18 protein-coding genes are annotated in these 24,728 nt (G+C 71.5%); 1 reads left to right on the plus strand and 17 read right to left on the minus strand.

The genetic code is table 11. From position 1 onward, the window contains the following. The 11 genes from AB0M43_RS02760 to AB0M43_RS02810 all read right to left on the minus strand — a co-directional run bounded on the left by AB0M43_RS02760 (window position 1) and on the right by AB0M43_RS02810 (window position 17,233). Window positions 1-2,499: an FtsX-like permease family protein gene (locus AB0M43_RS02760; protein ID WP_363720504.1), complete on the minus strand. Its 2,499-nt coding sequence runs from the start codon at window positions 2,497-2,499 to the stop codon at window positions 1-3. Beyond that, entirely contained in the window at window positions 2,496-3,236 is a 741-nt protein-coding gene (locus AB0M43_RS02765) for an ABC transporter ATP-binding protein (protein WP_363720506.1), read from the minus strand. The genes AB0M43_RS02760 and AB0M43_RS02765 overlap by 4 nt, the downstream gene beginning before the upstream one ends. A gap of 49 nt (window positions 3,237-3,285) precedes the next feature. Next, on the minus strand, window positions 3,286-4,200 hold the full coding sequence (locus AB0M43_RS02770; protein ID WP_363720508.1) for a TauD/TfdA family dioxygenase: 915 nt from the start codon (window positions 4,198-4,200) through the stop codon (window positions 3,286-3,288). Window positions 4,201-4,210: 10 nt separating this feature from the next. Beyond that, entirely contained in the window at window positions 4,211-5,143 is a 933-nt protein-coding gene (locus tag AB0M43_RS02775; protein ID WP_363720510.1) for a TauD/TfdA family dioxygenase, read from the minus strand. Between the two features lie 235 nt (window positions 5,144-5,378). Further along, the gene (locus tag AB0M43_RS02780) at window positions 5,379-6,746 is read right to left on the minus strand and encodes an MFS transporter (protein WP_363720512.1); all 1,368 of its coding nucleotides are present in this window, start codon (window positions 6,744-6,746) and stop codon (window positions 5,379-5,381) included. Continuing rightward, window positions 6,743-7,657, minus strand: coding sequence for an ornithine carbamoyltransferase (locus AB0M43_RS02785; protein ID WP_363720514.1), 915 nt, complete (start codon window positions 7,655-7,657; stop codon window positions 6,743-6,745). The genes AB0M43_RS02780 and AB0M43_RS02785 overlap by 4 nt, the downstream gene beginning before the upstream one ends. Then, complete coding sequence (locus tag AB0M43_RS02790) at window positions 7,654-12,549, minus strand: amino acid adenylation domain-containing protein (protein ID WP_363720516.1); 4,896 nt, start codon at window positions 12,547-12,549, stop codon at window positions 7,654-7,656. The genes AB0M43_RS02785 and AB0M43_RS02790 overlap by 4 nt, the downstream gene beginning before the upstream one ends. Next, window positions 12,546-12,743, minus strand: a complete 198-nt coding sequence (locus tag AB0M43_RS02795; protein ID WP_363720518.1) for an MbtH family NRPS accessory protein — start codon at window positions 12,741-12,743, stop codon at window positions 12,546-12,548. The genes AB0M43_RS02790 and AB0M43_RS02795 overlap by 4 nt, the downstream gene beginning before the upstream one ends. 324 nt (window positions 12,744-13,067) lie before the next feature. After that, a complete protein-coding gene (locus tag AB0M43_RS02800; RefSeq protein ID WP_363720520.1) occupies window positions 13,068-15,710 on the minus strand; it encodes a M4 family metallopeptidase in 2,643 nt (880 codons plus the stop codon). Window positions 15,711-15,829: 119 nt separating this feature from the next. After that, window positions 15,830-16,528 (minus strand): M50 family metallopeptidase, encoded by a 699-nt coding sequence (locus AB0M43_RS02805; protein ID WP_363720522.1) that lies wholly within the window; start codon window positions 16,526-16,528, stop codon window positions 15,830-15,832. Between the two features lie 123 nt (window positions 16,529-16,651). Continuing rightward, entirely contained in the window at window positions 16,652-17,233 is a 582-nt protein-coding gene (locus AB0M43_RS02810; protein WP_363720524.1) for an HhH-GPD-type base excision DNA repair protein, read from the minus strand. Between the two features lie 54 nt (window positions 17,234-17,287). Here AB0M43_RS02810 and AB0M43_RS02815 point away from each other — a divergent pair, with 54 nt between their 5' ends. After that, window positions 17,288-18,274 carry a beta-ketoacyl-ACP synthase III gene (locus AB0M43_RS02815; RefSeq protein ID WP_363720526.1) on the plus strand — a complete coding sequence of 329 codons (987 nt, stop codon included), beginning with the start codon at window positions 17,288-17,290 and terminating at the stop codon, window positions 18,272-18,274. A gap of 157 nt (window positions 18,275-18,431) precedes the next feature. On the opposite strand, the gene AB0M43_RS02820 is transcribed toward AB0M43_RS02815, so the two are convergent. The 6 genes from AB0M43_RS02820 to AB0M43_RS02845 all read right to left on the minus strand — a co-directional run bounded on the left by AB0M43_RS02820 (window position 18,432) and on the right by AB0M43_RS02845 (window position 24,661). Further along, window positions 18,432-18,785 (minus strand): DUF805 domain-containing protein, encoded by a 354-nt coding sequence (locus tag AB0M43_RS02820; RefSeq protein WP_363720528.1) that lies wholly within the window; start codon window positions 18,783-18,785, stop codon window positions 18,432-18,434. A gap of 137 nt (window positions 18,786-18,922) precedes the next feature. Beyond that, complete coding sequence (locus AB0M43_RS02825) at window positions 18,923-19,912, minus strand: dipeptide ABC transporter ATP-binding protein (protein ID WP_363720529.1); 990 nt, start codon at window positions 19,910-19,912, stop codon at window positions 18,923-18,925. Beyond that, window positions 19,909-20,934, minus strand: coding sequence for an ABC transporter ATP-binding protein (locus tag AB0M43_RS02830; RefSeq protein WP_363720531.1), 1,026 nt, complete (start codon window positions 20,932-20,934; stop codon window positions 19,909-19,911). The genes AB0M43_RS02825 and AB0M43_RS02830 overlap by 4 nt, the downstream gene beginning before the upstream one ends. Beyond that, window positions 20,934-21,926 (minus strand): ABC transporter permease, encoded by a 993-nt coding sequence (locus AB0M43_RS02835; protein ID WP_363720533.1) that lies wholly within the window; start codon window positions 21,924-21,926, stop codon window positions 20,934-20,936. The genes AB0M43_RS02830 and AB0M43_RS02835 overlap by 1 nt, the downstream gene beginning before the upstream one ends. A 43-nt stretch (window positions 21,927-21,969) precedes the next feature. Further along, on the minus strand, window positions 21,970-23,697 hold the full coding sequence (locus tag AB0M43_RS02840; RefSeq protein WP_363720534.1) for an ABC transporter substrate-binding protein: 1,728 nt from the start codon (window positions 23,695-23,697) through the stop codon (window positions 21,970-21,972). A 25-nt stretch (window positions 23,698-23,722) separates the two neighbouring features. Continuing rightward, on the minus strand, window positions 23,723-24,661 hold the full coding sequence (locus tag AB0M43_RS02845) for an ABC transporter permease (protein WP_363720536.1): 939 nt from the start codon (window positions 24,659-24,661) through the stop codon (window positions 23,723-23,725). Window positions 24,662-24,728 lie beyond the last annotated feature (67 nt).

Consider the following 24,728-nt stretch of genomic DNA (forward strand, 5'->3'; position numbering starts at 1 on the left):
CTACTCCCGAACGCCCGCCAACTCCACAGAGGGGGTACGCAGCGCCAGGGCGGCCGGCAGCACGGTCCCCAGCAGCGCCAGCACCACACTGATCCCGCCGATCAGCACCACCGGCCCCCACGGCACCACGATCGGCGTCGACCCGAACAGCGAGGTCAGCGCGAACCGCAGCCCGATCAGGTTCACCAGCGCGGCCAGCGCCGCCAGGGTGAAGCCGACCGCGCAGACCAGCAGCGACTCGGTGGCGAACACCCGCAGCGCCTGCTTCGGGGTGGCCCCGGTCAGCCGGAGCACCGCGAGATCGCGCCGCCGGTCCGCGGTGGCCATCATCAGGGTGTTGACGATGGCGATGAAGCAGAAGAGGACGACGATGCCCAGTACCACCTGCTGACGCAGGGAGTTGATCTTCCGGGCCTCGGCGGTCTCGTTGCCGACCCAGGCCGACGCCGCCCACAGCTTGGTGCCGGAACCCGTGATGGCCTGCTGCAGCGCGGCGTCCACGGCGGACCGGTCGGCATCCGGGTGGATCTTGATCTGGGCGCGCCGGGCGAGCCCCGTCCGGGCGTACTTGGCCGTGTCCGCGTACTTCATCGACAGGTACGCGATGTCGTTGCCCGGCGTAGCCTTCACGATCGCGACGACCTTCAGGGACACCCGGGTGCCGTCGCCCATCTGGATGTCGAGCGACTCCCCCATGTCCTTGCCCCACAGGTCGGGCACCACGATGGTGTCGTCGCGCAGGTCGGACAGCGAGCCCTCGGCCACCGGCAGCTCGACGGTCTTGGCCAGCTGCGCGGGGTCCACGGCCTGGCCGTCGTTCTCGTCGAGCCCGCCGTCGGGCTCCACGACGTACAGCATCGTCATGATGGGGGCGATCACGTCCACCCCCGGCACTGCGGTCAACCGGTCCACGACCGCGCGGCTCACGCCGGGGGTGCCGTCCGGGTAGACCACGTAGTCGGCCTTGACCTCGGAGCGCAGCGCGGTGTCGCGGGCCTCGTTGACGGTCTCGGTGGCCCCGAGCAGCGACAGCGACAACCCGAGGGTGAGCAGCACCGGGGCGGCCGTGGCGGCGGTGCGCCGGGTGGCCGTCAGGGTGCCCTCGCGGACCAGCATCGCGCCGGCCCCCTTCAGCCCGCCGAACGGCCAGGTGAGCAGCTTGACGATCGGCCCCACCGCGATCGGCGCCAGCAGCGCGAGCGCCAGGATCGGCACGAGCAGGATCGGCACGTACGCGTTGGGGATCAGCACCAGGTCCGGGGCCACGAAGCCGATCAGCGCGACCGCCAGCAGGCCGATCCCGAGCCCGGTCAGGCCGAACACGAGCCGGCCCCGGGTCATGCCGCCGGTGTCCGCCGACGCCTCGCGCAGCGCGTCCACCGGGCGGACCCGGGCGGCGCGCAGCGAGGCGGACCAGACCCCGACGAGGGCGACGGCCAGGCCGACGAGGAACGCGCCGACCAGCGGGCCCCACACGTAGAAGGAGAACGAGGAGTCCACGGCGAACCACTCGGGCGAGATGCCCAGCCGGATCCACCAGTTCGTCATCAGCGGGGCCGCCAGGTAGCCGAGCACACAGCCCAGCAGGGAGGCGACAGTACCGAGCAGGCCGGCCTCGGACAGCAGCATCCGGCGGACCTGCTTCGGCGTGGCCCCCACGGTCCGCAGCAGCGCGACCTCGCGCCGGCGCTGCACCACCGCGAACGCGAAGGTGGACGCGACCACGAAGATGGAGACGAACCCCGCGACCGACGCGGTGATCGGCAGCAGGGTCTCGGTGTTGTCCATGGCGTCGCGGTCCCCGGCGACGCTCGGGTCGGCCTTGTGCCGGTCGTCCCCGGTCAGGACCAGGGCCCGCTCCCCGACCGTGGAGCGCAGGGTGTCGACCGGCGCGAAGGACACCACGGCCTCGACCCGGGGCGACAGCCGGGCCGCCTCGGACTCGGAGAAGAACACCGCCTGCTCGAACCCGACGGCCTTCGTCACCCCGACCACGGTGTAGGTCTTCGACTCCTCGGCCGTCAGCACGGTCACCTTCTCGCCGACGGTCCCGCTGGCGGTGGCGATCTCGTCGGCCGCGTCGGGCGCGCGCCCGGCGGCCAGGGTGTAGCCGCCGAACTCCGCCACCGGCCAGGCGTGACCCAGCGGCGCGAGCCCGGGGCGCATCCGCTGGCCGGACACCTGGGCGTAGAACGAGCGGTCCAGGACCGTGCGGCCCTGGCCCTGGAGCGTGGCCACCAGGTCCTTGTCGACACCCTTGGCGGCGGCGAGCGAGCGGGTACCCGGGTCGTGCAGGGCCGGGTCCCAGGTCGGGTCGGTGGCGTACACCACGGCCGGGGCGGTGCCGAACCGCTCGGCGCCCCGGTCGGGCAGGTTCAGCGTCGCGCCCAGCATCAGGCCCATGGCCGACACCAGGGCGACGCTGAGCGTGAGCGCCACGAAGGTGCTGACGAACGTGACCCAGCGGGCCCGCAGCGTCGCCCAGGCGATGGGGGTCACCCGGTCACTTCCAGTCCGGTCATCCTGGCCGCGACCTGCTCGGCGGTCGGGTCGACCAGTTCGCCGGCGAGCCTGCCGTCGGCGAGGAACACGACCCGGTGCGCGTGCGCGGCGACCACCGGGTCGTGGGTGACCATGATGATCGTCTGGCCCTGCTCGTCCACGAGCCGGCGCAGGAGCGCGAGCAGGTCGCGCCCGGTCTTCGCGTCGAGGGCGCCGGTCGGCTCGTCGGCGAACAGCACCGCCGGCCTCGTGACCAGGGCCCGGGCGATGGCGACCCGCTGCTGCTGGCCGCCGGACAGTTCGCTGGGCCGGTGGCGGGCCCGGTCGGCCAGGCCGAGGTCCTTGAGGACCCCGAGCACGGCCGCCTTGTCGGGTTTGCGGCCGGCCAGCCGGATCGGCAGGCCGACGTTCTGCTCCGCCGTCAGGGCGGGGAGCAGGTTGAACGACTGGAAGACGAAGCCGATCCGATCCCGCCGCAGCAGGGTCAGTTCCGTCTCGTCGAGGCCGGTGAGGTCCTTCCCCGCCACGAGCACCCGTCCGCCCGTGGGCCGGTCCAACCCCGCCGCGCAGTGCAGCAGGGTGGACTTGCCGGAGCCCGAGGGCCCCATGATCGCCGTGAAGGTGCCCGCCGCGAAGTCGAGGGTCACACCGTCCAGAGCGGTCACCACAGTGGATCCGGTGCCGTAGGTCCTGCTCAGCGACTCAAGCCGCACGCCGTCGTCCATGTCGTACATCCAAACGATCTAGAAAGATCAACACAAATCGCTACTGATGGGTAGCAATTCAGGACTTCGACGGCTCCGCCATCGCTACCGCGATCTTCCTCGGCCCGGTGAACGGCTCGCGACCGTGGGCCGCCCGCATGTTGTCCACGACGAGAACATCGTCGCGCTGCCAGTCGAACCGGGTGCTCTCCGCCCGGTAGCAGGCCCGCAGGTGGTCCATCACGTCGTCGGGGATCCGGCCGCCGTCACCGTAGTAGGTGTTGCTGGGCAGGTCGTCCTCCTCGAAGATCTCCAGCAGGCCCTCGCGGACCTCCGGGGCCTGGGTGGACACGTGGAAGAACGTCGCGTGGTTGAACCAGGACGCCTGGCCGGTCACCGGGTGGGTGTGAATCGCGTCACGCACGGCCCGGGTCCGCAGGCTGTCGTCGCCCCGCCACTCCAGCTCGATGCCCTTCTCGACCGCGTACGCCTCCACCACGGACCGGTCCTCCGTGTTGAACACGTGCTGCCAGGTCACCCCGAACTCGGCGTGGAAGTTGCGCACCACCATCCACTTGCGGGCCGCGAACTCGGCGCGCACGGCCGGGTCGACCCGGTCGTGGATCTTGGCGATGTCGGCGAGCGGGGTCGCGCCGAGGGTGGTCGGCGGCTCGACGCAGTAGAAGTACAGCACCAGAGGCCAGGTGGCCTGGTAGGAGTTCTCCGTGTGCAGGAAGATCTCCTCGTCCGGCGGGTAGTCCGTGGACGTGTAGACCTGGCCCTTGATCGTGCTGCGGGGCGAGGACCGCTCCGCGTAGGTCAGCGGCGCGCCGGACAGCGCCCGGACCGAGCCGTCGAAGCCGTCCACGCCGTCGACCCCGAAGCCCCGGAGCAGGACCGCGCCGTGCTCGGCGAGCAGCTTGCGGAGCCGGGGGCGGTCGGCGGTGATGGCGGCCGAGATCTCGTCGGTGCCCTCTACCAGGAAGGGAAGCACGTGGGTCCTCTCAGTCCGACATGGCGACGAGGATGCGCCGCGCGCCGGTGTAGGGCCGGCGGCCGTGGCCGACCAGCACGTTGTCGATGAGCAGCACGTCGCCGGTGCGCCAGTCCACGTCGACTGCGGCCTCCAGGGCCCGGTCGCGGACCTGGATGACGTAGTCGTCCGGGATCGGGGTGCCGTCGGCGAACGCCACGGACTGCGGCATCTCCTCGATCGGCATGATCGCGGCGAGCGCCTTGGCGGTGTCGTCGCCGAGCGAGGCCGGGTGGAACTGGTCGGACTGGTTGAACCACACCTCGGTGCCCGTGACCGGGTGCTCCAGGGTGGACGGCCGGACCTGGCTGACCCGCAGGCCGTCGCCGGTCCACTTCCAGGTCGCGCCGGAGGTGTCCAGGAACGCCTCGACCTCGTCGCGCTTGTCCGTCTCGAACGTGTCCTGCCAGCTCTTACCCAGGCCGAGGCCGTCGTGCAGGTTCTGGGTGTAGCGGACACCCTTCGAGTAGGCCTCGCGGACCTCGTCGTCGAGCAGGTTCAGCCACAGCTCGGCGTCGACGACCGGGGTCGCCCCGCCGGTCGCGGCGGCGGTGTGGCAGAAGAACATCAGCCGGGTCGGCCACGCGGAGGCGTAGGACAGCTCGTTGTGCATCGAGATCGTGAACTCCGGCGGGTACTCCGTCGAGGTGTACACGTTCTTGCCGACCTTGGTACGCGGCGAGTTGCCGTGCACGTAGGCCAGCCGGTTGGGCAGCAGCAGGTCCATCACGCCGTCGAGGGCGTCCTCGGTGACGTTGAACCCGCGGAAGACCAGCGCCTTGTTGGCGACGAGCTGCTCGTCGACCGGGGCGGAACGCAGGTGTGCGACCAGGGCCTCGGGAGTCGCCTCGGCCCCGATGTCACTGGGATGGATCTCCAACGGACCCCACTGGCGGTCGTTCATCACTTTCTCCCTCGGTCACTGAGCGCGAGCTTTTACGGTGCATGGTCGGTCTGAGATCTATACTTTTTCTTCTTTTCCGACGCGGGCCGGGCGGGGCGCCGCCTCCGGCACGGGCCGGGCGTGGCTCCGTCCCCGGCACGGGCCGGGCATGGCTCCGTCCCCGGCAAGGAGCCGGGAGGCGTCCCCCACGGCCGGCGCGACCCTTCCCCCGCCCGCACCGGGCCCGTCTGGCTCTCTAGCCGGTGCGGGGCGTGGCGGCGGGTTCCTTCTCCGCCGCCTCCCGGTCGGCCCCCGCCCCGGCGAACGTCACGATCGCGATCAGCGCCAGGACGACCATCACGGCGCCGAAGCCGAGCAGGACCGGCTGGATGCCGTAGTCCTGCATCAGCCAGCCGGCGGAGATCGCGCCGAGCGCGCTGGTCCCGGACACCAGGAGCAGCACGACGCTGCCGACCCGGCCCTGGAGGTGGTTGGGCGTCATCCGGGACTGGTGCACGATGCCGGCCACGGTGACCGCGCCGCCGATGAGCGACAGCAGGAAGAACAGGGTGCCCAGGGCCAGCGGCTGCCGGGTGAGCGCCGCCGCCGGCATGGTGAACGCCCAGCCCACATGCGTGATGATCATGATGTACCGGATGCTCTGCCGCCGGATCCACCAGCCGCCGAGCAGCGCCCCGCACATGCCGCCGATCCCGCCTGCCGCCAGGATGAGGCTCACCGTGACCGCCGACCGGCCGTCCTCCTTGATGATGAACTGCACACCGAGGATCAGGCCCTGGAAGAGCAGGTTGCTGCCGGCGACGAGGAGCAGGGCGACCCGGAAGTACTTCTTCTGCCACACCCAGGCCAGGCCCTCGATCGCGCCGGACACCGGCGAGCTGCGGACCTTCGACGGGTCCGCGCGCATCGGGCCCTTGAGGCCGAGCAGGGTGAAGAACGAGAACAGGTAGAGCACGGCGCTGGACGCGAACGGCGCCCACCGGGCCAGTTCGAACAGGAACCCGCCGGCCGGGTGCCCGGCGAGCGCGGCGGCCCGGCCCCGGGCCTCGTTGCGGGCCAGGGCGGTGGGCAGCTGGTCGCGGGTCACCACGTTCGGGACGGCCGCCCGCTCGGCGAGCTGGTAGAAGATGGTCAGCGTGCCCTGGAGGAACGCGACGGTGAACAGGTGCCAGAGGAACAGCCGGCCGAAGAACAGCGGTACGGCGATGCTGGTGACCCCGCACAGCCGGATCACGTCCGCCCAGATCATGATCTTGCGGCGGTCCCAGCGGTCGACGAGGACGCCGGCCGGCAGCTGGACCAGCAGCATCGGCAGCAGCGCGGCGAACGCGACGAAACCGGCGACGGTCTTGGAGTAGCCGGCGAAGACCACGACCAGGGTGAACGGCAGGGCGCTGAACCGCTCGGCCAGCACCGCCATGCCGGAGCCGGTCCACAGCAGCAGGAACGGCCGGTTGCGGCCCAGCGGGACGGGCTTGTCCGCCCCGGAAGGGACGCCGGGACCGGTGGGCGGCTGGCCGGGAGTGCCGGGACCCACGGGCGGCTGACCCGGGGTGCCGGGGGCGGCCACGGAGTCCGGGCCGCCCGCCTTCGTCTGCGTCACGCCGCGCACCATTCGAGCACGGCCATCGCGCTGTGCATCTTGTTCTCCGCCTGGTCGAACGCGACGCTGCGCGGCCCGTCCAGGATGTCGGCCGTGACCTCCTCGCCCCGGTGCGCGGGCAGGTCGTGGAAGAACACCGCCCGGGGGCTGTTCGTCCACAGTGCCCCGTTGACCTGGAACGGGTCGAAGATCTTCCGCCAGTCCGGGTCGGGCTTGACGGTGCCGGTGGTCTGCCAGCGGGTGGTGTAGATGACGTCGAAGCCGCCGGGCAGGTCGGCCATGTCGTGCCGTTCGGCGACCTGCGCCCCGGTCCGGGCGGCCTGGTCGGCGGCGCGGGCCAGGACGCCGGCCGGCAGGCCGTAGCCGGGCGGGGTGCGCAGTTCCAGGGTGGTACCGGGGAAGCGGCTCAGGGCCAGGGCCAGCGCGACGGCGGAGTTGTTGCCCTCGCCGACGTACAGGACGCGCAGGTTCTCGACCTTGCCGAACTGGCGGTGCAGCGTGGTCAGGTCGGTCAGCCCCTGGGTGGGGTGCTCCTCGGCGCTCATCGCGTTGACGACGGCCATCCGGTCCTGGGCGGCCCAGGACCGCATCTCGGCCTCGGCGTCGGAGGTGCGCGCGACGAGGAGGTCGACCATGCGGGCCAGTACCCGTCCGGTGTCCTCCGTCGTTTCGCCCGTGTTCGTCTGGAGGTCCAGGGGGCCGTAGGTGAGGATCTGCGCGCCGAGCCGCAGCGCGCCGGCCGAGAACGCGGTCCGGGTCCGGGTGGAGGTGCGCCGGAAGTAGATGCCGGCGACCAGGCCGTCGAGGGTGCGCTCCCGGGAGTCGGGGTGCGCGGCGAACCACGCGCCCCGTTCCACGATGGAGTACAGGTCGTCGTCGGTCAGGTCGTTCAGCGAGATCAGGTGCCTCATCGGCCGGCCTCCGGGAGTTCGTCGTCGGACAGTGCGGCGATCTCGGCCCGGATCCGGTCCTCGACCAGGAGCGCGAGGTGCGCGACCGTGTTGCGTTCGAAGATGTCGCGGACCGGGATCTCCACGTCGAACTCCTCCTGGAGCCGGGACGCGAGCCGCACCGCGAGCAGCGAGTGCCCGCCGAGGGCGAAGAAGCTGGCGTGCACGCCGGGCTCGACGCCGAGCAGTTCGACCCAGATCTCGCTGATCCGCTCCTCGACCACGTCGCGGGGGGCGACGAACTCGACGGTCGAGCGCAGCGCGTCGCGGTCCGGGGCGGGTAGGGCGCGCTTGTCGAGCTTCCCGTTGGCGGTGAGCGGGATCTTGTCGAGCGGCACGAACGCCGAGGGCACCATGTACTCCGGCAGCCCCACCCCGCAGTGTTCCGCCAGCTCCGCGCCGCCCACGGAGGCGGTCGGCACGTAGTAGGCGACGAGGCGCTTGTCCCCCGGGGTCGGCTCGTCGGCGATCACGACCGCGTCGCGCACCGACGGGTGACCGGCGAGGACGGCCTGCACCTCGCCGAGCTCGATCCGGTAGCCGCGGATCTTGACCTGGTCGTCGGCGCGGCCCAGGAACTCCAGGCTGCCGTCGACCCGGCGCTTGGCCAGGTCCCCGCTCTTGTACAGCCGGCCGGTCCCCCACGGGTCCGGGACGAACCGCTCGGCGGTCAGCTCCGGCCGGTTGAGGTAGCCGCGCGCCACACCGGGCCCTCCGACGTAGATCTCGCCGGGGACGCCGACCGGGACGAGGTTGCCGTCCGGGTCGAGCAGGTGGATCCGCAGGTCACCGAGGGGGTGGCCGACCGGGTTGCCGGCGAGCGGTTCGAGGTCGCACGCCTGGACCTGGTAGAAGGTGGAGTGCACGGTGGTCTCGGTGATGCCGTACATGTTGATCAGCGCGGGGTGCCCGACGCTGAACCGGTCCGTCCACGGCGCCAGGTCGGGCACGTCGAGCTTCTCGCCCGCGAACACGACCGCCCGCAGGTTCAGCCGGTCGATCCGGGGGTCGCCCTCGCCGGCCAGCGCCACCAGGCTCCGGAACGCGCTCGGCGTCTGGTTGAGCACCGTGACCTGGTGCTCCACGAGCAGGTCGAGGAACTCGTCGGGCGCGCGGGTCACCTCGCGCGGGACGACCACGAGCTTGCCGCCGTGCAACAGCGCGCCCCACAGCTCCCAGACGGACACGTCGAACGCGTACGAGTGGAACAGCGGCCACACGTCGGTCGGCCCGAACTCGTAGTGCTCCCACGCGGAGGTGAGCAGGCGCAGCACGTTCTCGTGGGTGAGGCACACGCCCTTGGGCTTGCCGGTGGAGCCGGAGGTGTAGATGACGTAGATCAGGTTGTCGGGGGTACCGAGCGGCTCGGGGTTGTGCTCCGGGCCTTCGAGTTCCTCGTCCAGCAGCACGAGGGTGCCGTTCACCAGGCCCGCGTGCTCCGAGCGGGTGACCACGACGGAAGCCCCCGCGTCGGCGAGCATGAAGCCGAGCCGGTCGGCCGGCTGCACCGGGTCGAGCGGCAGGTAGCCGGCGCCGGACTTGAGGACCCCGAGCAGGGTGGGTACCAGGTCCGGGCCGCGCTCCAGGCACACGCCGACCAGGGACTCCGGACCGGCCCCGAGGCCGCGCAGGTGGTGGGCGAGCCGGTTGGCCTTGGCGTTGAGCTGCGCGTACGTCAGCTCGTGCTCGCCGAACGCCACCGCGATCGCGTCGGGGGTCTCGGCGACCTGCTCCTCGAAAACCTCGTGCACACACTTGGCGACGGGGTGGCTGGACCGGGCCGGGGCCGCGAGCAGCCCCTTCTCGGCCGGGTCGAGGAAGTCCACCCGGTTCAGCGGGACGTCCGGGGCGGCGGTGACCGCCTCCAGCAGGCCGACCAGGTGGTCGCCGAGCCGGGCCATGGTGGCCTCGTCGAACAGGGCCGTGGCGTACTCCAGCGCGCCGGACAGCGAGCCGTCCTCGCCCCGCCACATGAACAGCGTGACGTCGGTCTTGGAGATCCGCCACGCGTCCTGGAAGGCCTCCCCGCCGGAGTTGGCGGTCTGGCCCTCGTCGAGCAGGTCGAAGCCGACCTGGTAGAGCGGGGTGCGCGACAGGTCGCGGTCGGGCTGCAGGTCCTCGACCAGCCGCTCGAACGGCAACTCCTGGTGCGCGAACGCGGCCGTGCACACCTTGCGCACCCGGTCGAGCGCCTCGGCGAACGTGGCGCCTTCGAGGTCCGCGCGGAGCACGAGGGAGTTGAGGAAGCAGCCGACCAGGTTCTCCGCCTCGGGGCGGTCCCGACCGGAGACGGGTACGCCGACCACGGTGTCCCACTGTCCGGTGTACCGGGCCAGCACCGCCCCGAACGCGGTGAGCAGCGTCATGAACGGGGTCGCCCCGTGCTGCTTGCCGAGCTTCTCCACGGCCGCCGCCAGGTCCGCCGGCACCGCGATCCGGACGCCGGCGCCGCGCGGGTCGCGCTCGGCGGGCCGGGGCCGGTCGGTGGGCAGCTCCAGGGGGCGCAGGCCGTCGAGGGTGGCCCGCCAGTAGTCCAGGTCGCGGCCGAGGCGCTCGTCGGTGAGCCAGGAGCGCTGCCAGGCGGCGAAGTCGGCGTACTGCACGGCCAGCGGCGGCAGCTCCGTGCCGGCCAGCAGGGCGGCGAGCTCGCGCTCGATGACCACGGTGGACCCGCCGTCGGAGGCGATGTGGTGCAGGGTGAGCAGCAGGACGTGCTCCTCGCCGGGCACCCGGACCAGCAGGGCGCGCCAGACCGGGCCGGTGGCCAGGTCGAAGCCGCGCGCGAGCTGCTGGGCGAGCACCTCGGTGAGGTCCCCGGCCGCCGCGTCGGCGACCCGGAGCTCGACGGAGCCGGGCGGGTCGATGACCTGCACGGGTTCGCCGGCCTCCGTGACGTAGCGGGTGCGGAGGATCTCGTGCCGGGCGGACAGGCCGTCCAGCGCCCGGCGGACGGCGGCCGGTTCGAGGGCCGGGTCGAGGCGGAGCAGGACCGGCGCGACCCACTCGGGGCTGGCCGGCTGCATCCGGTCGAGGAACCACAACCGGTGCTGGGCGAACGACAACGGCAGGACGCCGTCGCGGGGCACCGGCACGACCGGGGGCACGACCTCGGCGGGCAGGGTCAGCAGGAGGGCCTGCTGCTCGACCGTGGTCGCGGTGAACAGGCCGCGCAGCTGCACCTCGCCGCCGGACGCGACCCGCAGCGCCTTCGCGAGCCGGGTCAGCACCAGCGAGGAGCCGCCGAGGCTGAAGAAGTCGTCGTGCACGCCGACCCGGTCGACCTTGAGCAGGTCCGCCCAGACCCGGGCGACGAGCTCCTCGGCCGGGGTACGCGGGGCCACGTAGTCGGTGCCCTCCGGCTCCGGCGCGGGCAGCGCGGCCCGGTCCACCTTGCCGCTGGTGGTGAGCGGGAACTCGTCCAGCTGGACGAACACCGCCGGGATCAGGGCCTCGGGCAGCCGGTCGCGGAGGAACTCGCGCAGCTCGGTACCGGGCAGGGCGCGGGTCCCGACGACGTACCCGGCGAGGCGCTTGACGCCCTCGGGGTCGGCGAACGCGACCACCACGGCACCCTTGACCTCGGGGTGCGCGGCCAGCGCGGCCTCGAGCTCGCCCGGCTCGATCCGGACCCCGTTGATCTTGACCTGCTGGTCGATCCGGCCCAGGTACTCCAGCGTCCCGTCGGCGCGCCAGCGCACCTGGTCACCGGTGCGGTACAGCCGCGCGCCGGGCTCGCCGTACGGGTCGGGGACGAACGTGGCGGCCGTCTGGTCGGGGCGGCCCAGGTAACCCCGGCCGACACCCACCCCGCCGGCGTGCAGCTCGCCGGGCATCCCGACCGGGACCGGCTCGCCGTCGGGGTCGAGGACGAGCACCCGGTTGTTGGGCAGCGGCTTGCCGATCGGGACGGGGCCGGTCTCCTGCACTGGGTCGAACGGGTGCGCGGTGACGTCGATGGCGCACTCCGTCGGCCCGTACGTGTTCCACAGCTCGGCCTTGAGCCCGTCGGTGAGCCGCCGGCCCAGTTCGGCGTGCAGCGGCTCGCCGGCCGAGAACAGCAGGCGCAGCGACAGGCAGTCCCGCCAGGCGGGCTCGTCGGCGAGCAGCCGGTACACCGAGGGCACGCCCTGGAGGACGGTGACGCCGTGCCGGACGATCGCGGCGACCATGGTCGCGGGGTCGCGCTCCGCGCCCACCGGGGCGAGCACGACCGTGCCGCCGCTGATCAGCGGGGCGAAGAACTCCCAGCAGGCGGCGTCGAAGGTCAGCGCGGTCTTCTGCAGGACCCGGTCGGCCGGCGACAGCTGGTGCCGCTCGGCGGCCCACAGCACCCGGTTGCGGATCGCGGCGTGCCCGACGACGACGCCCTTGGGCCGGCCGGTGGAGCCGGAGGTGTAGATCGCGTACGCGGCGTTGTCGCCGGTCACGTCGACGGCCGGCGGCGCGTCGGGCAGCGCCTGGACCTCGCCCCAGCCGGGGGTCAGGCACACCGGGCGCGCGGCGGTGCCGTGCAGCGCGTCGGCCAGGGACTCCTCGGTGAGGACGATCCGCGCGGCGGTGTCCTCCAGGACCCAGTGCAGCCGGTCGCGGGGGTGCTCGGGGTCCAGCGGGACGTAGGCCGCCCCCGCCTTCCACACGGCGAGCAGGGCCACGACCAGGTCGGCGCCCCGGCGCATCCGGACCCCGACCAGGGACTCGGGGCCGACGCCGAGGCCGTGCAGGTGGTGGGCGAGCCGGTTGGCGCGCCGGTCGAGTTCGCGGTAGGCGACCGTGCGGTGCTCGTCGATGACCGCGACCCCGTCGGGGGTCCGGGCGGCCTGCTCGGCGACGAGCTCGTGCAGGAGGAGGCTCATGCGCTCGCCATCCGCTCGCGCAGGCTCAACGGGCGCAGGTCGGTCCAGATCTCGCCGATCCGGGCCAGGCACTCCTCGCGGGAGCCCTCCGGGCCGTCGTACACCCAGCCCGCGGGCGGCTGGCGGTCGGCCCACCACAGCGAGTACTGCTCCTCGTCGTTACGCACCACGCGGTACGTGCGGTCGTCAGACATGCTCGCTCCTGCTCTCGACTCGGCGGGGTCCACCGAGCACGATGCGACCTTCCGCTATACGCCGCCTATATCCACCTCACCCGTTCGGCCAACAGACCAGTTCACGACGGGTACGGGTCCCGCCCGGCCGTTCGGGGCGGACCGGCCGGGGCCGGGTCACCCGGCTCCCGCGCCCTCCCGCCGGGCCGGTGCCCGGTGCCCCCTGCACGCACGGCACCCGGCGGCCGGTGACCTGGCCCTACCCGGCCCGGCGGCGGGTCCGGGCACGACGGAGGCGTCCCCCGCGCGAGTGCCGCGCGGGGGACGCCCCTGGGAAGAACCGGGTCAGACCAGCTTCACGCCCGCCGTGGCCGCCCACGCCGGGAAGTTGGCCACGCCGTTGTTCGTGACCGTGAACGAGCCGTTGCCCGTGGAGAAGGCCACCGGCACCGACGCCCAGCCGCTGCCGCCCGCGAGGGCGAAGTCGGTCCGGCCGTCGCCGTTGAAGTCACCCGCTGCGACCTGCACGCCCGCCGTGGCCGCCCACGCCGGGATGTTCGGCACGCCGTTGTTGGTGACGTTGAACGTGCCGTTGCCGTTGGAGAACGCCACCGGCACCGAGGCCCAGCCGTTGGCACCGGTGAGCAGGAAGTCCGCCCGACCGTCGCCGTTGATGTCGCCGGCCGCCACCTTCACGCCGGGCGTGGCCGCCCACGCCGGGATGTTCGCCACCCCGCTGTTGGTGACGTTGAACGTGCCGTTGCCGTTGGAGAACGCCACCGGCACCGACGCCCAGCCGTTGCCGCCGGTCAGGGCGATGTCCGCCCGGCCGTCGCCGTTGAAGTCGCCCGCCACGGCCTTCACGTTGGCGGTCGCCGCCCAGCCGGGGAAGTTCGCCAGGCCGGCGTTGCTGACGTTGAACGTGCCGTTGCCGTTGGAGAACGCCACGGGCAGCGAGGCCCAGCCGGCACCACCGGTCAGGGCTAGGTCGGCGCGGCCGTCGCCGTTGAAGTCGCCCGCGACGAGCTTGGCCCCGGCGGTGGTCGCCCAGCCGGGGAAGCTGGCCACGCCGGCGTTGCTGACGTTGAACGTGCCGTTGCCGTTGGAGAACGCCACCGGCACCGACGCCCAGCCGGCACCACCGGCGAGGGCGATGTCCGCCCGGCCGTCACCGTTGAAGTCGCCGGAGACCGCCTGCACGCCGGCCGTGGCGGCCCATGCCGGGAAGTTCGCCACGCCGTTGTTGGTGACGCTGAACGAGCCCGCGCCGTTGCCGAAGGCCACCGGCACGCTCGCCCAGCCCGCGCCGCCGGTCAGGGCCAGGTCGGAGCGGCCGTCGCCGTTGTAGTCGCGCGCGACGGTGCCGCCGGGCGTGCTGCACGGGGCGTCCTCGCCGGCCACGTTCACGCCGGCCCACGCCGCCTGCACCGTCTTGTACTCGGTCGAGCACAGCCCGTACAGGTCCGTGGCGGCGGACAGGGTCGCCGCCCGCGAGTCGTTGGTGCCGGCCGCCACGTACTTCGTGGAGCTGGTGAAGTAGAGGTCCATGGCCCGGTACCAGATCTTCTCGGCCTTCGCCCGGCCCAGACCGGTCACCGGGGACGCGCCCGCGCACAGGGGCGCCGTGGCGCTGCTGCCCTCGGCGAGGAAGTAGTACGCGAGGTTGCCGACGCCGGAGGAGTAGTGCACGTCGATGTTGCCGATGCCGTCGTACCAGCAGTTCTTCGAGGAGCCGTCGAGCTTCGGGTCGTACATCCACCGCAGCGGGTTCCCGTTGCCGAAGATGTTGATCTTCTCGCCGATCAGGTAGTCGCCCGGGTCGCTCGCGTTGTTCGCCGAGTACTCGACCATCGAGCCCCAGATGTCGCTCGCCGACTCGTTGAGCCCACCGGACTCACCCGAGTACGTCAGACCGCCGGGGATGATGTTCTCCGTGATGCCGTGGCCCATCTCGTGGCCCGCGACGTCGATGGCGACCAGGGGACGCTGGTTGCTCTGGCCGTCCCCGTAGGTCATGGTCGAGCCGTTCCAGAACGCGTTGATGTAGTTGCTGCCGTAGTGCACCCGGCTCGGCACGCCGGCACCGTTGCCGAAGATGCCGTTGCGGCCGTGCACGTTCTTGAAGTAGTCGTAGGTCAGCGCCGCGCCGTAGTGCGCGTCCACGCCCGCCGACTGCCGGTTGGACTGGGTGCCGTTGCCCCAGACGTTGTCGGCGTCGGTGAAGGTCGTACACGCGCCGGTGCCCTGGTTCAGGTCGCACGTGGTGCCGTTGCCGTGCGACGGGTCGACCAGCGAGTACGACGGGGTCGTGTCGACCGTCACCGTGCCCGAGTAGATGCTGTTGCCGGTGCCCGCGACGTTGAGGGCCGGGGCGAGGCCACCGTCACCGGTGCCGACGGTACCCGGCGCCATGGTCTTGACCTCGTCGAAGGAGTTGGTCACCGCTCCGGTGCGCGCGTCGGTCAGGACGTGCAGCACGCTCGGGGTCTGCGCGTTGGTGCCCGTGACCACGGTCTCCCAGGCGAGCCGGCCCGTACCGGAGGTGGCGTCCACGACGAGCCGGGGCGTCCGTACCCCGCTGATGTCGCCCTTGAAGTGTGACCGGGCGGCCGTGGCGGCGCGGTCGGCCGGGACGGCGGCCTTCGCCGGGACCGCGAGCGGCGCGGCCAGGCCGTTGGTGACGCCGGCCAGGCCCCCGCCGGGCGCGTTGTGCACGACGAAGTCGCCGCCGAGCACCGGCAGGCCGTTGTGGGTGCGGTTGTAGCGGACGTGCGAGGCGCCGCCGGGCTCGGTGACCGTGCGGGCCACCGTGTAGGCGTCCCCGGGCGCGGCGTTGATCGCGGCGGGATGAGATCTGATCGAGGACTCGGCCGAGGCGACGGCCTGGTCCTGGAGAGACGGCGGGGCGGCCTGCGCGCTCGTGGACACGGCGGCCAGGAGGCCGGCGACGAGTGCGACAGTGCCGCCCGCGGCGAAGCGTCTGCTCATAGCGACTCACTCTCACTGAGGAATGTGGCGGTTACACCACCCGTACATCCATAACAGTGGATCTTTTGTCGCGTCCGCCCGATGTCCGGTACTTGTCAGTCCATTGTGGTCCGATTCCGTCAGGCGATAAGCCAGCTGCCGCCCAGCACCAGCGCCCCGACCGTGCCGACCAGGAAGAACCCGACCCAGACCAGCCCCGGGACCCGGGTGAGGCGGGCCAGCTGGTCGGCGTCGGAATCGGGCGCGCGGCCCCGGCGGCGCATCGCCTGGAGCTCGAACACCGGGCGCACGCCGCCGAGGAGGAGAAACCACACCAGCAGGTAGCAGAAGACGGCGCGCACGTCCGGCGAGCCGAACCACGACACCGCGAACACGATGCCCATCGTGACCAGGACGGACAGGATGCCGTAGAAGTTCCGGATCATGATCAGGATGCACGGGAGCAGCAGCAGGCTCGTCCACAGCACCGCCGTGGACCGGCCGCCCGCCAGCAGGGCCGCGCCGCCCAGGCCGAGCAGCGAGGGTGTCACATAGCCGGCGAGGGCGGTGAGAATCATGCCCAGACCGGTGGGCTTTCCCCTGGTCAGGGTCAGGCCGGAGCTGTCCGAGTGCAGCCGGATGCCCGAAAGCCGCCGACCGGACAGCACCGCGACCAGCGCGTGGCCGCCCTCGTGCGCGATCGTGACGAACCCCCGGGTCAGCCGCCAGGTCTGCGCGGGGACCACGGCGATGGCGGCCACGAACGCGGCGGCCATGATCAGCACCAGGGTCGGCGAGGGCTGGGCTTCGACCAGACGGGACCACAGGGCAGACAACACGGCAACCGGCCTCGCTCATCCTCGGGGTGAGCTGTCCAGCGTGCCACGCCCGGTCAAGGACGGCGAATGATCAAACCCACTCGACGGGTACGCGGCCCGCGCGGCCCCGCCGCGGTGAGCCGGTCAGGTGGTGGCCGCCTTCGCCGCCGCCTTCATCTTCTTCTTGTGGTCGCGCACCTTGCCGAGACTCCGCGCGTCGACGATGTCGGCCACCGACCGGTAGCTGCCGGCCGGCCCGAAGTCCCCGGCCGCCGCCCGCCACCCCGTCGGACGCACCCCGAACTGCTTGCCGAGCAGCGCCGTGAAGATCTGCGCCTTGGCCTTGCCGAAGCCGGGCAGGGTACCGATCCGTTTCACCAGGTCGGCACCGTTGGCGGCGCCCGTCCACACGGAGGCCGGGTCGCCGTCGAAGTCGTCGAGGAGCACCCGGCACAGCTTCTGGGTGCGTTCGGCCATCGCGGCGGGGAACCGGTGGATCGCGGGCACGGTCGAGAAGATCCGGGCGAAGTCCTCCGGGTCGTGCTCGGCGATCGCCGCGACGTCGAGCCGGGAGGTGCCGAGGCGCCCGGCCAGCACATACGGGCCGATGAACGCCTTTTCGAGTGGAATCTGCTGGTCTAGCAGCATACCGACCAGTAATGAGAGGGGGTCCGTGCGGAGCAGTTCGTCGGCTGCGGGATCCTGTGCGAGAAACAGCGTGCTCATGGGTCCAGCTTGCCAGGCCCCATAGAATCGGACATACCTTTTCATACCCGAAAATTGAGGTACGTAGTGTCGCGCCCCGCACTCCTCGCCGGCCTGTCCGGCTGGCTACCGCCGATCGTGGTGGACAACGCCGAGATCCTGCGACACCTCGACAGCACCGAGCAGTGGATCACCCAGCGGACGGGGATCCACCGCCGGCACCGCGCCGAGCCGGGCACCGCGACCTCCGACCTGGCGATCCGGGCCGCCGCTCCCCTGGTCGCCGCCGCGCGCGGCCCGATCGACGCGGTCGTGGTCGCCACCATGACCCCGGACCGGCAGTGCCCCGCCACCGCCCCGGTGGTCGCCACCGGGCTCGGCCTGACCGGCGCGGCGGCCTGGGACGTGGCCAACGCCTGCACCGGCTTCGTGTACGGGCTGGCCACCGTCACCGCGATGATCTCGGCCGGCGTCCTGAACCGGGTGCTCCTGATCGGCGCGGAGACCATGTCCGCCGTCCTGGACCGCTCCGACCGGGGCACGGCCATGATCTTCGGCGACGGCGCGGGCGCGGCGCTCCTGGAGGCCGGCCGGCCCGGGGACGCGCCCAGCTTCGGCCCGTTCGACCTGGGCTCGGACGGCACGCGGCCCGGGCTGGTGGCGATCCCGGCGGGCGGTTCGTCCGACCCGGACGGCGAGGACCGGTGCATCCGGATGGAGGGGCCCTCGGTCTACCGGAGCGCCGTGGAGAAGATGACCGACTCCGCGCAGCTGGCCGCCAAGGCCGCCGACTGGTCCGTGGCCGACGTGGACTGGTTCGTCGCGCACCAGGCCAACGCCCGGATCCTCGACGCGGTCGCCGACCGGCTGGACATCCCGCCGGCGCGGCGGTTCGTCAACGTGGACCGGGTGGGCAACACCTCGGGCGCGTCGGTGCCGCTGGCGCTGGCGGACCTCGCGACGAGCCGGCGGGCCCGGGCCGGGGACAAGGTGCTGATCACGTCGTTCGGGGCGGGGCTGACGTGGGCGTCCACGACGCTGACCTGGCCCGAGGGGCTGTGAGCGGCGGGCGGGACGACCAGCGGGACCCGGTCCGGACGGCACCGGGCCGCGCGCGGTAGCGGTTGCGGACCCGCGGACGCCGGGCCGCGCGCGGCGACGGGGCCGACCGTGGCGGGCCGCCGCCCCTGAGGGACCGCGACCCGCCACGCGTGGGTCGCTACACCGTGACCGGGGCGTCCTTCGGGTCCTCGCCGTACGCGTTGGGGCCGAGGTCACCCGCCGTCACGAAGAAGACGAACAGCACCAGGCTGCCGAACGGGACCAGCGCGATCAGCGTCCACCAGCCGCTGCGGTTGGTGTCGTGCAGCCGCCGGACCCCCACCGCGAGGCTCGGGAGCAGGATCGCCGCCAGGTACAGGTAGTACGGGATGTTGGTCTCGACGAGCGCGCCGACCACCGCGAGGGCCACGGCGACGATCACGTTGACGAGGGTGAACATCCAGTATTCCTTGCGCCGCGCGCGTCCGCTGAAGCCGACGTAGTTCTTGAGCACCGCCACGTACCAGTTCACTGAGCTCCTTCGGGGGCCGGCGGCCCATGGGCGGGCGCGACCGGGAGTGCACTGTAGGAGCGGGCGGAACAGCCGGTCAAGACCCGTCCGCCGTATCCGGACATGCCCGACTGGCGGGGGCGGCCCCGGTTCGGGGTTCAGGTCGTCGGGGCGTTCTCCGGGAAGTGGCAGGCGACCCGGTGCCCGGGGGCGAGTTCGAGCAGCGGCGGTTCGACGGTGCGGCAGACGTCCTGGACCTTCCAGCACCGGGTGTGGAACCGGCAGGCCGGCGGCGGGTCCAGCGGGGACGGCGGGTCGCCCCCGAGCAGGATGCGTTCGCGGCGCTGCCGGTGCTTGGCGGTGGCGACGGGCACGGCCGACATCAGGGCGACGGTGTAGGGGTGCATCGGCGCGTCGTACAGGCCCTGGCGCGGCCCGAGTTCCACGATCTTGCCGAGGTACATGACGGCCACCCGGTCGCTGATGTGCCGGACCACGGACAGGTCGTGCGCGATGACCAGGTAGGTCAGGCCCAGTTCGTCCTGGAGGTCCTCCAGCAGGTTGACGACCTGGGCCTGGATGGACACGTCGAGCGCGGACACCGGCTCGTCGGCGACGATGAGCTTGGGCCGCAGGGCGAGGGTGCGGGCGATGCCGATCCGTTGGCGCTGGCCGCCGGAGAACTCGTGCGGGTAGCGGTTGTAGTGCTCGGGACTGAGGCCGACGAGTTCGAGGATCTCCTGGACGGCGCGTTTGGTGCCGTGTTCGGTGGCGATGCCCTGGATCCGGAACGGCGCGCCGACGATGGTGCCGACGGTGTGCCGGGGGTTCAGCGAGGAGTACGGGTCCTGGAAGATCATCTGGATGTCGCGCCGCCGGGGCCGCATCGCCGCGGCCGACAGGTGGGTGATGTCGTGGCCGTCGAACACGATCCGTCCGGCGCTGGGTTCGAGCAGCCGGACGAGGAGCCGGCCGGTGGTGGTCTTGCCGCAGCCGGACTCGCCGACCAGTCCGAGGGTCTCGCCGGTGTGGACGGTGAAGTCGAGCCCGTCGACGGCCCGGACGGCGCCGACCTTGCGCCGCCACAGTGCCCCGTGGGTGACGGGGAAGTGTTTGGTCAGGCCGGTGACCTCCAGCAACGCGGTCATCGCCCCTCCAGCCTCGGTCGGATGTCGTCGGCGAAGATGCCGCGCCGGACCCCGGGCGGCAGGTGGCAGGCGACCTGGTGGCCCTCGCCCACGTTCTCCAGTTCGGGGGTCTCGGTCTCGCTCAGCCCCTCGTTGGCGACCGCGTACCGGCAGCGGGGATGGAACGCGCACCCCGTCGGCAGGTTGATCATGCTGGGCGGGGTGCCGGGGATCTGGGCGAGCCGGGCGGTGGGCTCCACGTCGAGGCGGGGCACGGAACCGAGCAGGCCCCAGGTGTAGGGGTGCTCGGCCTTCTCGAACAGGTCCTCGGAGGAGGCGTGCTCGACGGCCCGGCCGGCGTACATCACGAGGATGTCGTCGGCCAGTTCGGCGACGACGCCCAGGTCGTGGGTGATGACGATGACGGCGGTGTCGAAGTCGCGTTGCAGGTCGCGGATCAGGTCGAGGATCTGGGCCTGCACGGTGACGTCGAGGGCGGTGGTCGGCTCGTCGGCGATCAGCAGGTCGGGGTCGCAGCTCAGCGCCATCGCGATCATGGCCCGTTGCCGCATGCCGCCGGAGAACTGGTGCGGGTAGTCGTCGACCCGTCGGTCGGGGCGCGGGATGCCGATCCGGCCGAGCATGTCGACGGCGTGCTTGCGGGCGACGGCGCGGGACACGTCGTTGTGCACCTGGTACGCCTCCACGATCTGGCGGCCCACCGTGTAGAACGGGTGCATGGCCGACAGCGGGTCCTGGAAGATCATGGCCATCTTCTTGCCGCGCAGCCGGCGGACCCGGTCCGGGGTGGACGTGACGAGGTCGAGGCCGTCGAGCCGGATCGCCCCGGTGATGACCGGCCGCCCCGTCTTCAGCAGGCCCATGATGGCCATGCTGGTCACGCTCTTGCCGGAGCCGGACTCCCCCACGATCCCGAGGGTCCGGCCGCGTTCGAGGGCGAAGGTCAGCCCGCCGACGGACCGCACCATCCCGTCGTCGGTCGGGAAGGTCACGTGCAGGTCGTCGACCTCGAGGAACGCCATCACAGCCTCACTCTGGGGTCCGCGACGGCGTACAGGATGTCGACCGTCAGGTTGGCCAGCACGATGAAGAGGGCCGCGATCATGGTCACGCCGAGTACCTGGGGCAGGTCGTTGTTGTTGATCGCGTCGATCGCGTACCGGCCGATGCCGGGCAGCGAGTAGGTGCTCTCGGTGAGGACCGCCCCGCCGAGCAGCAGGCCGATGTCGAGGCCGAACACGGTCAGGATCGGGGTGAGGGTGGCCCGCAGCGCGTGCCGGGTGACGACGACCGGTTCGGTGAGGCCCTTGGCCCGGGCGGTGCGGATGAAGTCCTCGCCCATCGTCTCCAGCATGCCGGCGCGGGTCAGCCGGGCGTAGAGGGCGGCGTACAGGAAGGCCAGGGTCACCCAGGGCAGCAGGAGGTTGTCGGCCCATTCCAGGGGGTTGTCCGTGAACGGGACGTAGTTCACCCCGCTGGGCCGGAACAGGGCCAGGGACAACAGGCCGGTGAAGAAGATGGGCAGCGACACCCCGGCCAGGGCGGTGAACATGGCCGCCCGGTCGAAGAAGGTGCCCTTGCGCAGGGCGGACAGCACCCCGATGGCGACCCCGGCGACCAGCCACAGGACCGAGGCGCCGAGCGCCAGGGACGCGGTCACGCCGATCCGGTCCACCAGGTCGGGCCACACCGGGCGCTGGGTCTTGAAGGAGTAGCCGAAGCAGGGCGGCGGGCAGTACTCCCTGGTCGCCCCGAACGTGAACTCCCGGCCGGCGACGACCCCCTTGACGAACTGTCCGTACTGGACCACCAGCGGCCTGTCGAGCCCCAGCTTCTCCTTGGTGGCCTCGATCTCGGCGGGGCTCGGGTCCTTGCCGACGTACTGGGCGGCCAACTGGTCCACGGTCTGCCCGGCCATCCGGGGCACGACGAAGAAGATCGCGAACGTGACGATGCTGGTGATCACCAGCAGCATGATCGCGCCGAGGAACCGCCGGACCAGGAAACCGCCCATAGGATCCACCCGGGGCTCTCGCCCCGGGCGTTCACCTCCCCGTCTACTGCTTGCCGAGCAGGGTGTAGTTGTACATGCCGTAGGAGTAGTCGATGAACACGTTCGTCATCGCCGGGTTGCGGTAGAGCAGGCCCTTGCCGTAGAGGAACGGCACCACGGAGGCGCGTTCCATCGCGGCCTTGTCGATCTGGCCGTAGATGGCCTCGCGTTCCTTGGCGTCGGTGCTGCCGGCGGCCTTGTCGAACAGGGCGTTGATCGCCGGGTCGTCCATCTCCTGGACGTTGGTGTTGCCCTGGGCCTTGATGGTGCGGCCGTCGACGAGCTGCTGGAGGAACCCGAAGCCGGTCGGCCAGTCGGCCTGCCAGCCGTGGAAGGCGATCCCGATGTTGTTGGTCTTCATGTACTCGGGCGCGCCCGCGAACCGGGTGAAGTACTGCCCGGCCGGCACGGACTTGATCTCGGCCTTGATGTTGACCTTGCTGAGGGCCTGTTGCAGCGCCTCGCCGGCGGCGACCTCCTTGGGCCGGTCGGCGCGGAGCAGGATCGAGGTGGAGAAGCCGTCCGGCTTGCCGCACGCCGTCAGGGCCGCCTTGGCCTTGGTGACGTCGCCCTTGTTGTCGGGCGTGGCGTACAGGTCGAACTTCTGGTAGCCGACGATGGTCGGCGGGAGCATCGTGGTCGCGATGTCGCCGCCGGCGATCGGGCCGCCGTACGCGGTCTGCAGGGACACCTTGTCGGTGGCGTACTGCACGGCCTTGCGGCACTCGATGTTGTCGAACGGCGCGACCTTCTCGTCCATCACGAAGAACCACAGCCGGCCGGTGAACGTGTTGTCCGCGTTGGCCTTGAGCTTCGGGTCGGACAGGATCTTCGACTGGGCGGCGGCCTGCACGCCGGAGCCGGCGACGTCGGCGTCGAGCGAGCCGGCGAGCAGCCGGTTGTCGATGTCCTCGGCGCTGGTCTTGAGCTTCACGTCGATCTTGTCGACGAGCTGCCTGCGGTTCGGGTCGCTGGTGTCCCAGTTGGGGTTCCTGCTCAGCACGAACTGCTTGCCCGGCTCGTAGGAGTCCACCTTGTAGGAGCCGGTGGACAGCGGGTGCTCCTGGTACTTGGCCCCGGTGTCCTTCGCCTGCGGCACCGGCATCGTCTGCGGCGCGGACACCAGGAAGTCGAAGTCGCCGAACGGGGCCTTGAGCTTGAACACGACCGTGGAGTCGTCGGGCGTCTGGACACCGGTGAACGCGTTGAGGTCGGGGTTCTTGTACGGGCCCTGGTATCCGGGCGCGTCGAGGAGTTCGACGAAGTAGGAGGGCCCGTTGGGCAGGACGTCGCGGGCGTAGGTGCGCGCGACCGCGTTCTTGACGTCCTTGGCGGTGACGACCGTGCCGTCCTCGTACCTCACGTTGGGCCTGAGTTTGTAGGTGACGGTCTTCCCTCCGTCGGAGACCGTGCCGAGGCCGGTGGCCAGGTCGGGCACCAGTTCCAGGCCGTCCTTGCCGGGCGCGGGCTTGAACATGGTGAGCGACCGGCCGTAGAGCCGGGCGAAGTTCCACGAGAACGCGTAGTAGGTGTTGCCGGGGTCGATGGAGTCCCAGTCGTCGGACAGGGCCAGGTTGAGCGTGCCACCCTTCTTGTCCGACGCGTTCACAATCTTGGAGTCCGCGGCGTTGAACTCCGCGGTGCCCGTCTTGGTGTCCTTGTCGCCGCCGCTGCTACAGGCCGAGATCCCGAGGGCCAGTACCACCCCGACGACCAGTGTCTTTCTTCTCATCTTCTCGCCACCCCCTCGGGTGTGGTCAGCGCGCCCGTGGGTCGAGCGCGTCCCTGAGCCCGTCGCCGAGCAGGTTGAAGGCCATCACCGTGAGGAAGATGGCCAGGCCGGGCACCACCATGTACATGGGTGCCACGGAGTAGAAGGGCACGGCGTCGGCGAGCATCTTGCCCCAGGAGGGGGTCGGGGGCCGGATGCCGACGCCGAGGAAGGACAGCGCCGCCTCGAACAGGATGTTGGTGGGGATCATCAGGGTCGCGTAGACCAGGACGGGGGCGACGAGGTTCGGCAGCAGCTCGCGGAACACGACGTGGAAGCCGCGCGCGCCGAGGCTGCGGGAAGCGTCCACGAACTCGCGTTCCCGCAGCGACAGGGTCTGGCCCCGGATGATCCGGCCGACGTAGGGCCAGTTGAAGAAGCCGATGATGAAGACGAGGACCGCGATCCGCAGGGCGTTGCCGCTCAACCCGAAGGCCTTGTCGGGGATGACCCCGGCGAGCGCGAGGGCGAACAGCAGCAGGGGGAAGGCGAGGAACACGTCCATGGTCCGGCTGATCAGGGTGTCGACCCAGCCGCCCATGTAGCCGGCGACGACGCCGAGCACCGTGCCGAGGGTGACGGACAGCAGGGTGGCGAGGAAGCCGATCAGCAGCGAGATCTGCGCGCCGTAGAGGATCCGGCTGAACACGTCGCGCCCGCTGCGCGGTTCCACGCCCAGCGGGTGGTCCCAGCTGAACCCGGCGAACACCCCGTCGCCCTTGGGCTTGCTGAAGGTCGGGTCCACCAGGTCCTGGTGGAAGTCCGTCGGCGACCCGCCGGTGATCTTCGTGAGCAGCGGGGCGAGGACGGCCGCGAGGACCAGGACCACGATCACGACCGCCCCGCCGAGCGCGAGGCGGTCACGCCTCAGCCGGGTCCAGGCGATCTGTCCCAGCGAGCGGCCTTCGATCGCCGTCGTTACCACACCCTGAAGCGTAAATCGGCTTTACACCACAAAAGCGCAAAAGACGAAAACTCCTTCGACGGGTACG

It is taken from the genome of Longispora sp. NPDC051575 (genome assembly GCF_040681875.1).
Taxonomy (GTDB): domain Bacteria; phylum Actinomycetota; class Actinomycetes; order Mycobacteriales; family Micromonosporaceae; genus Longispora.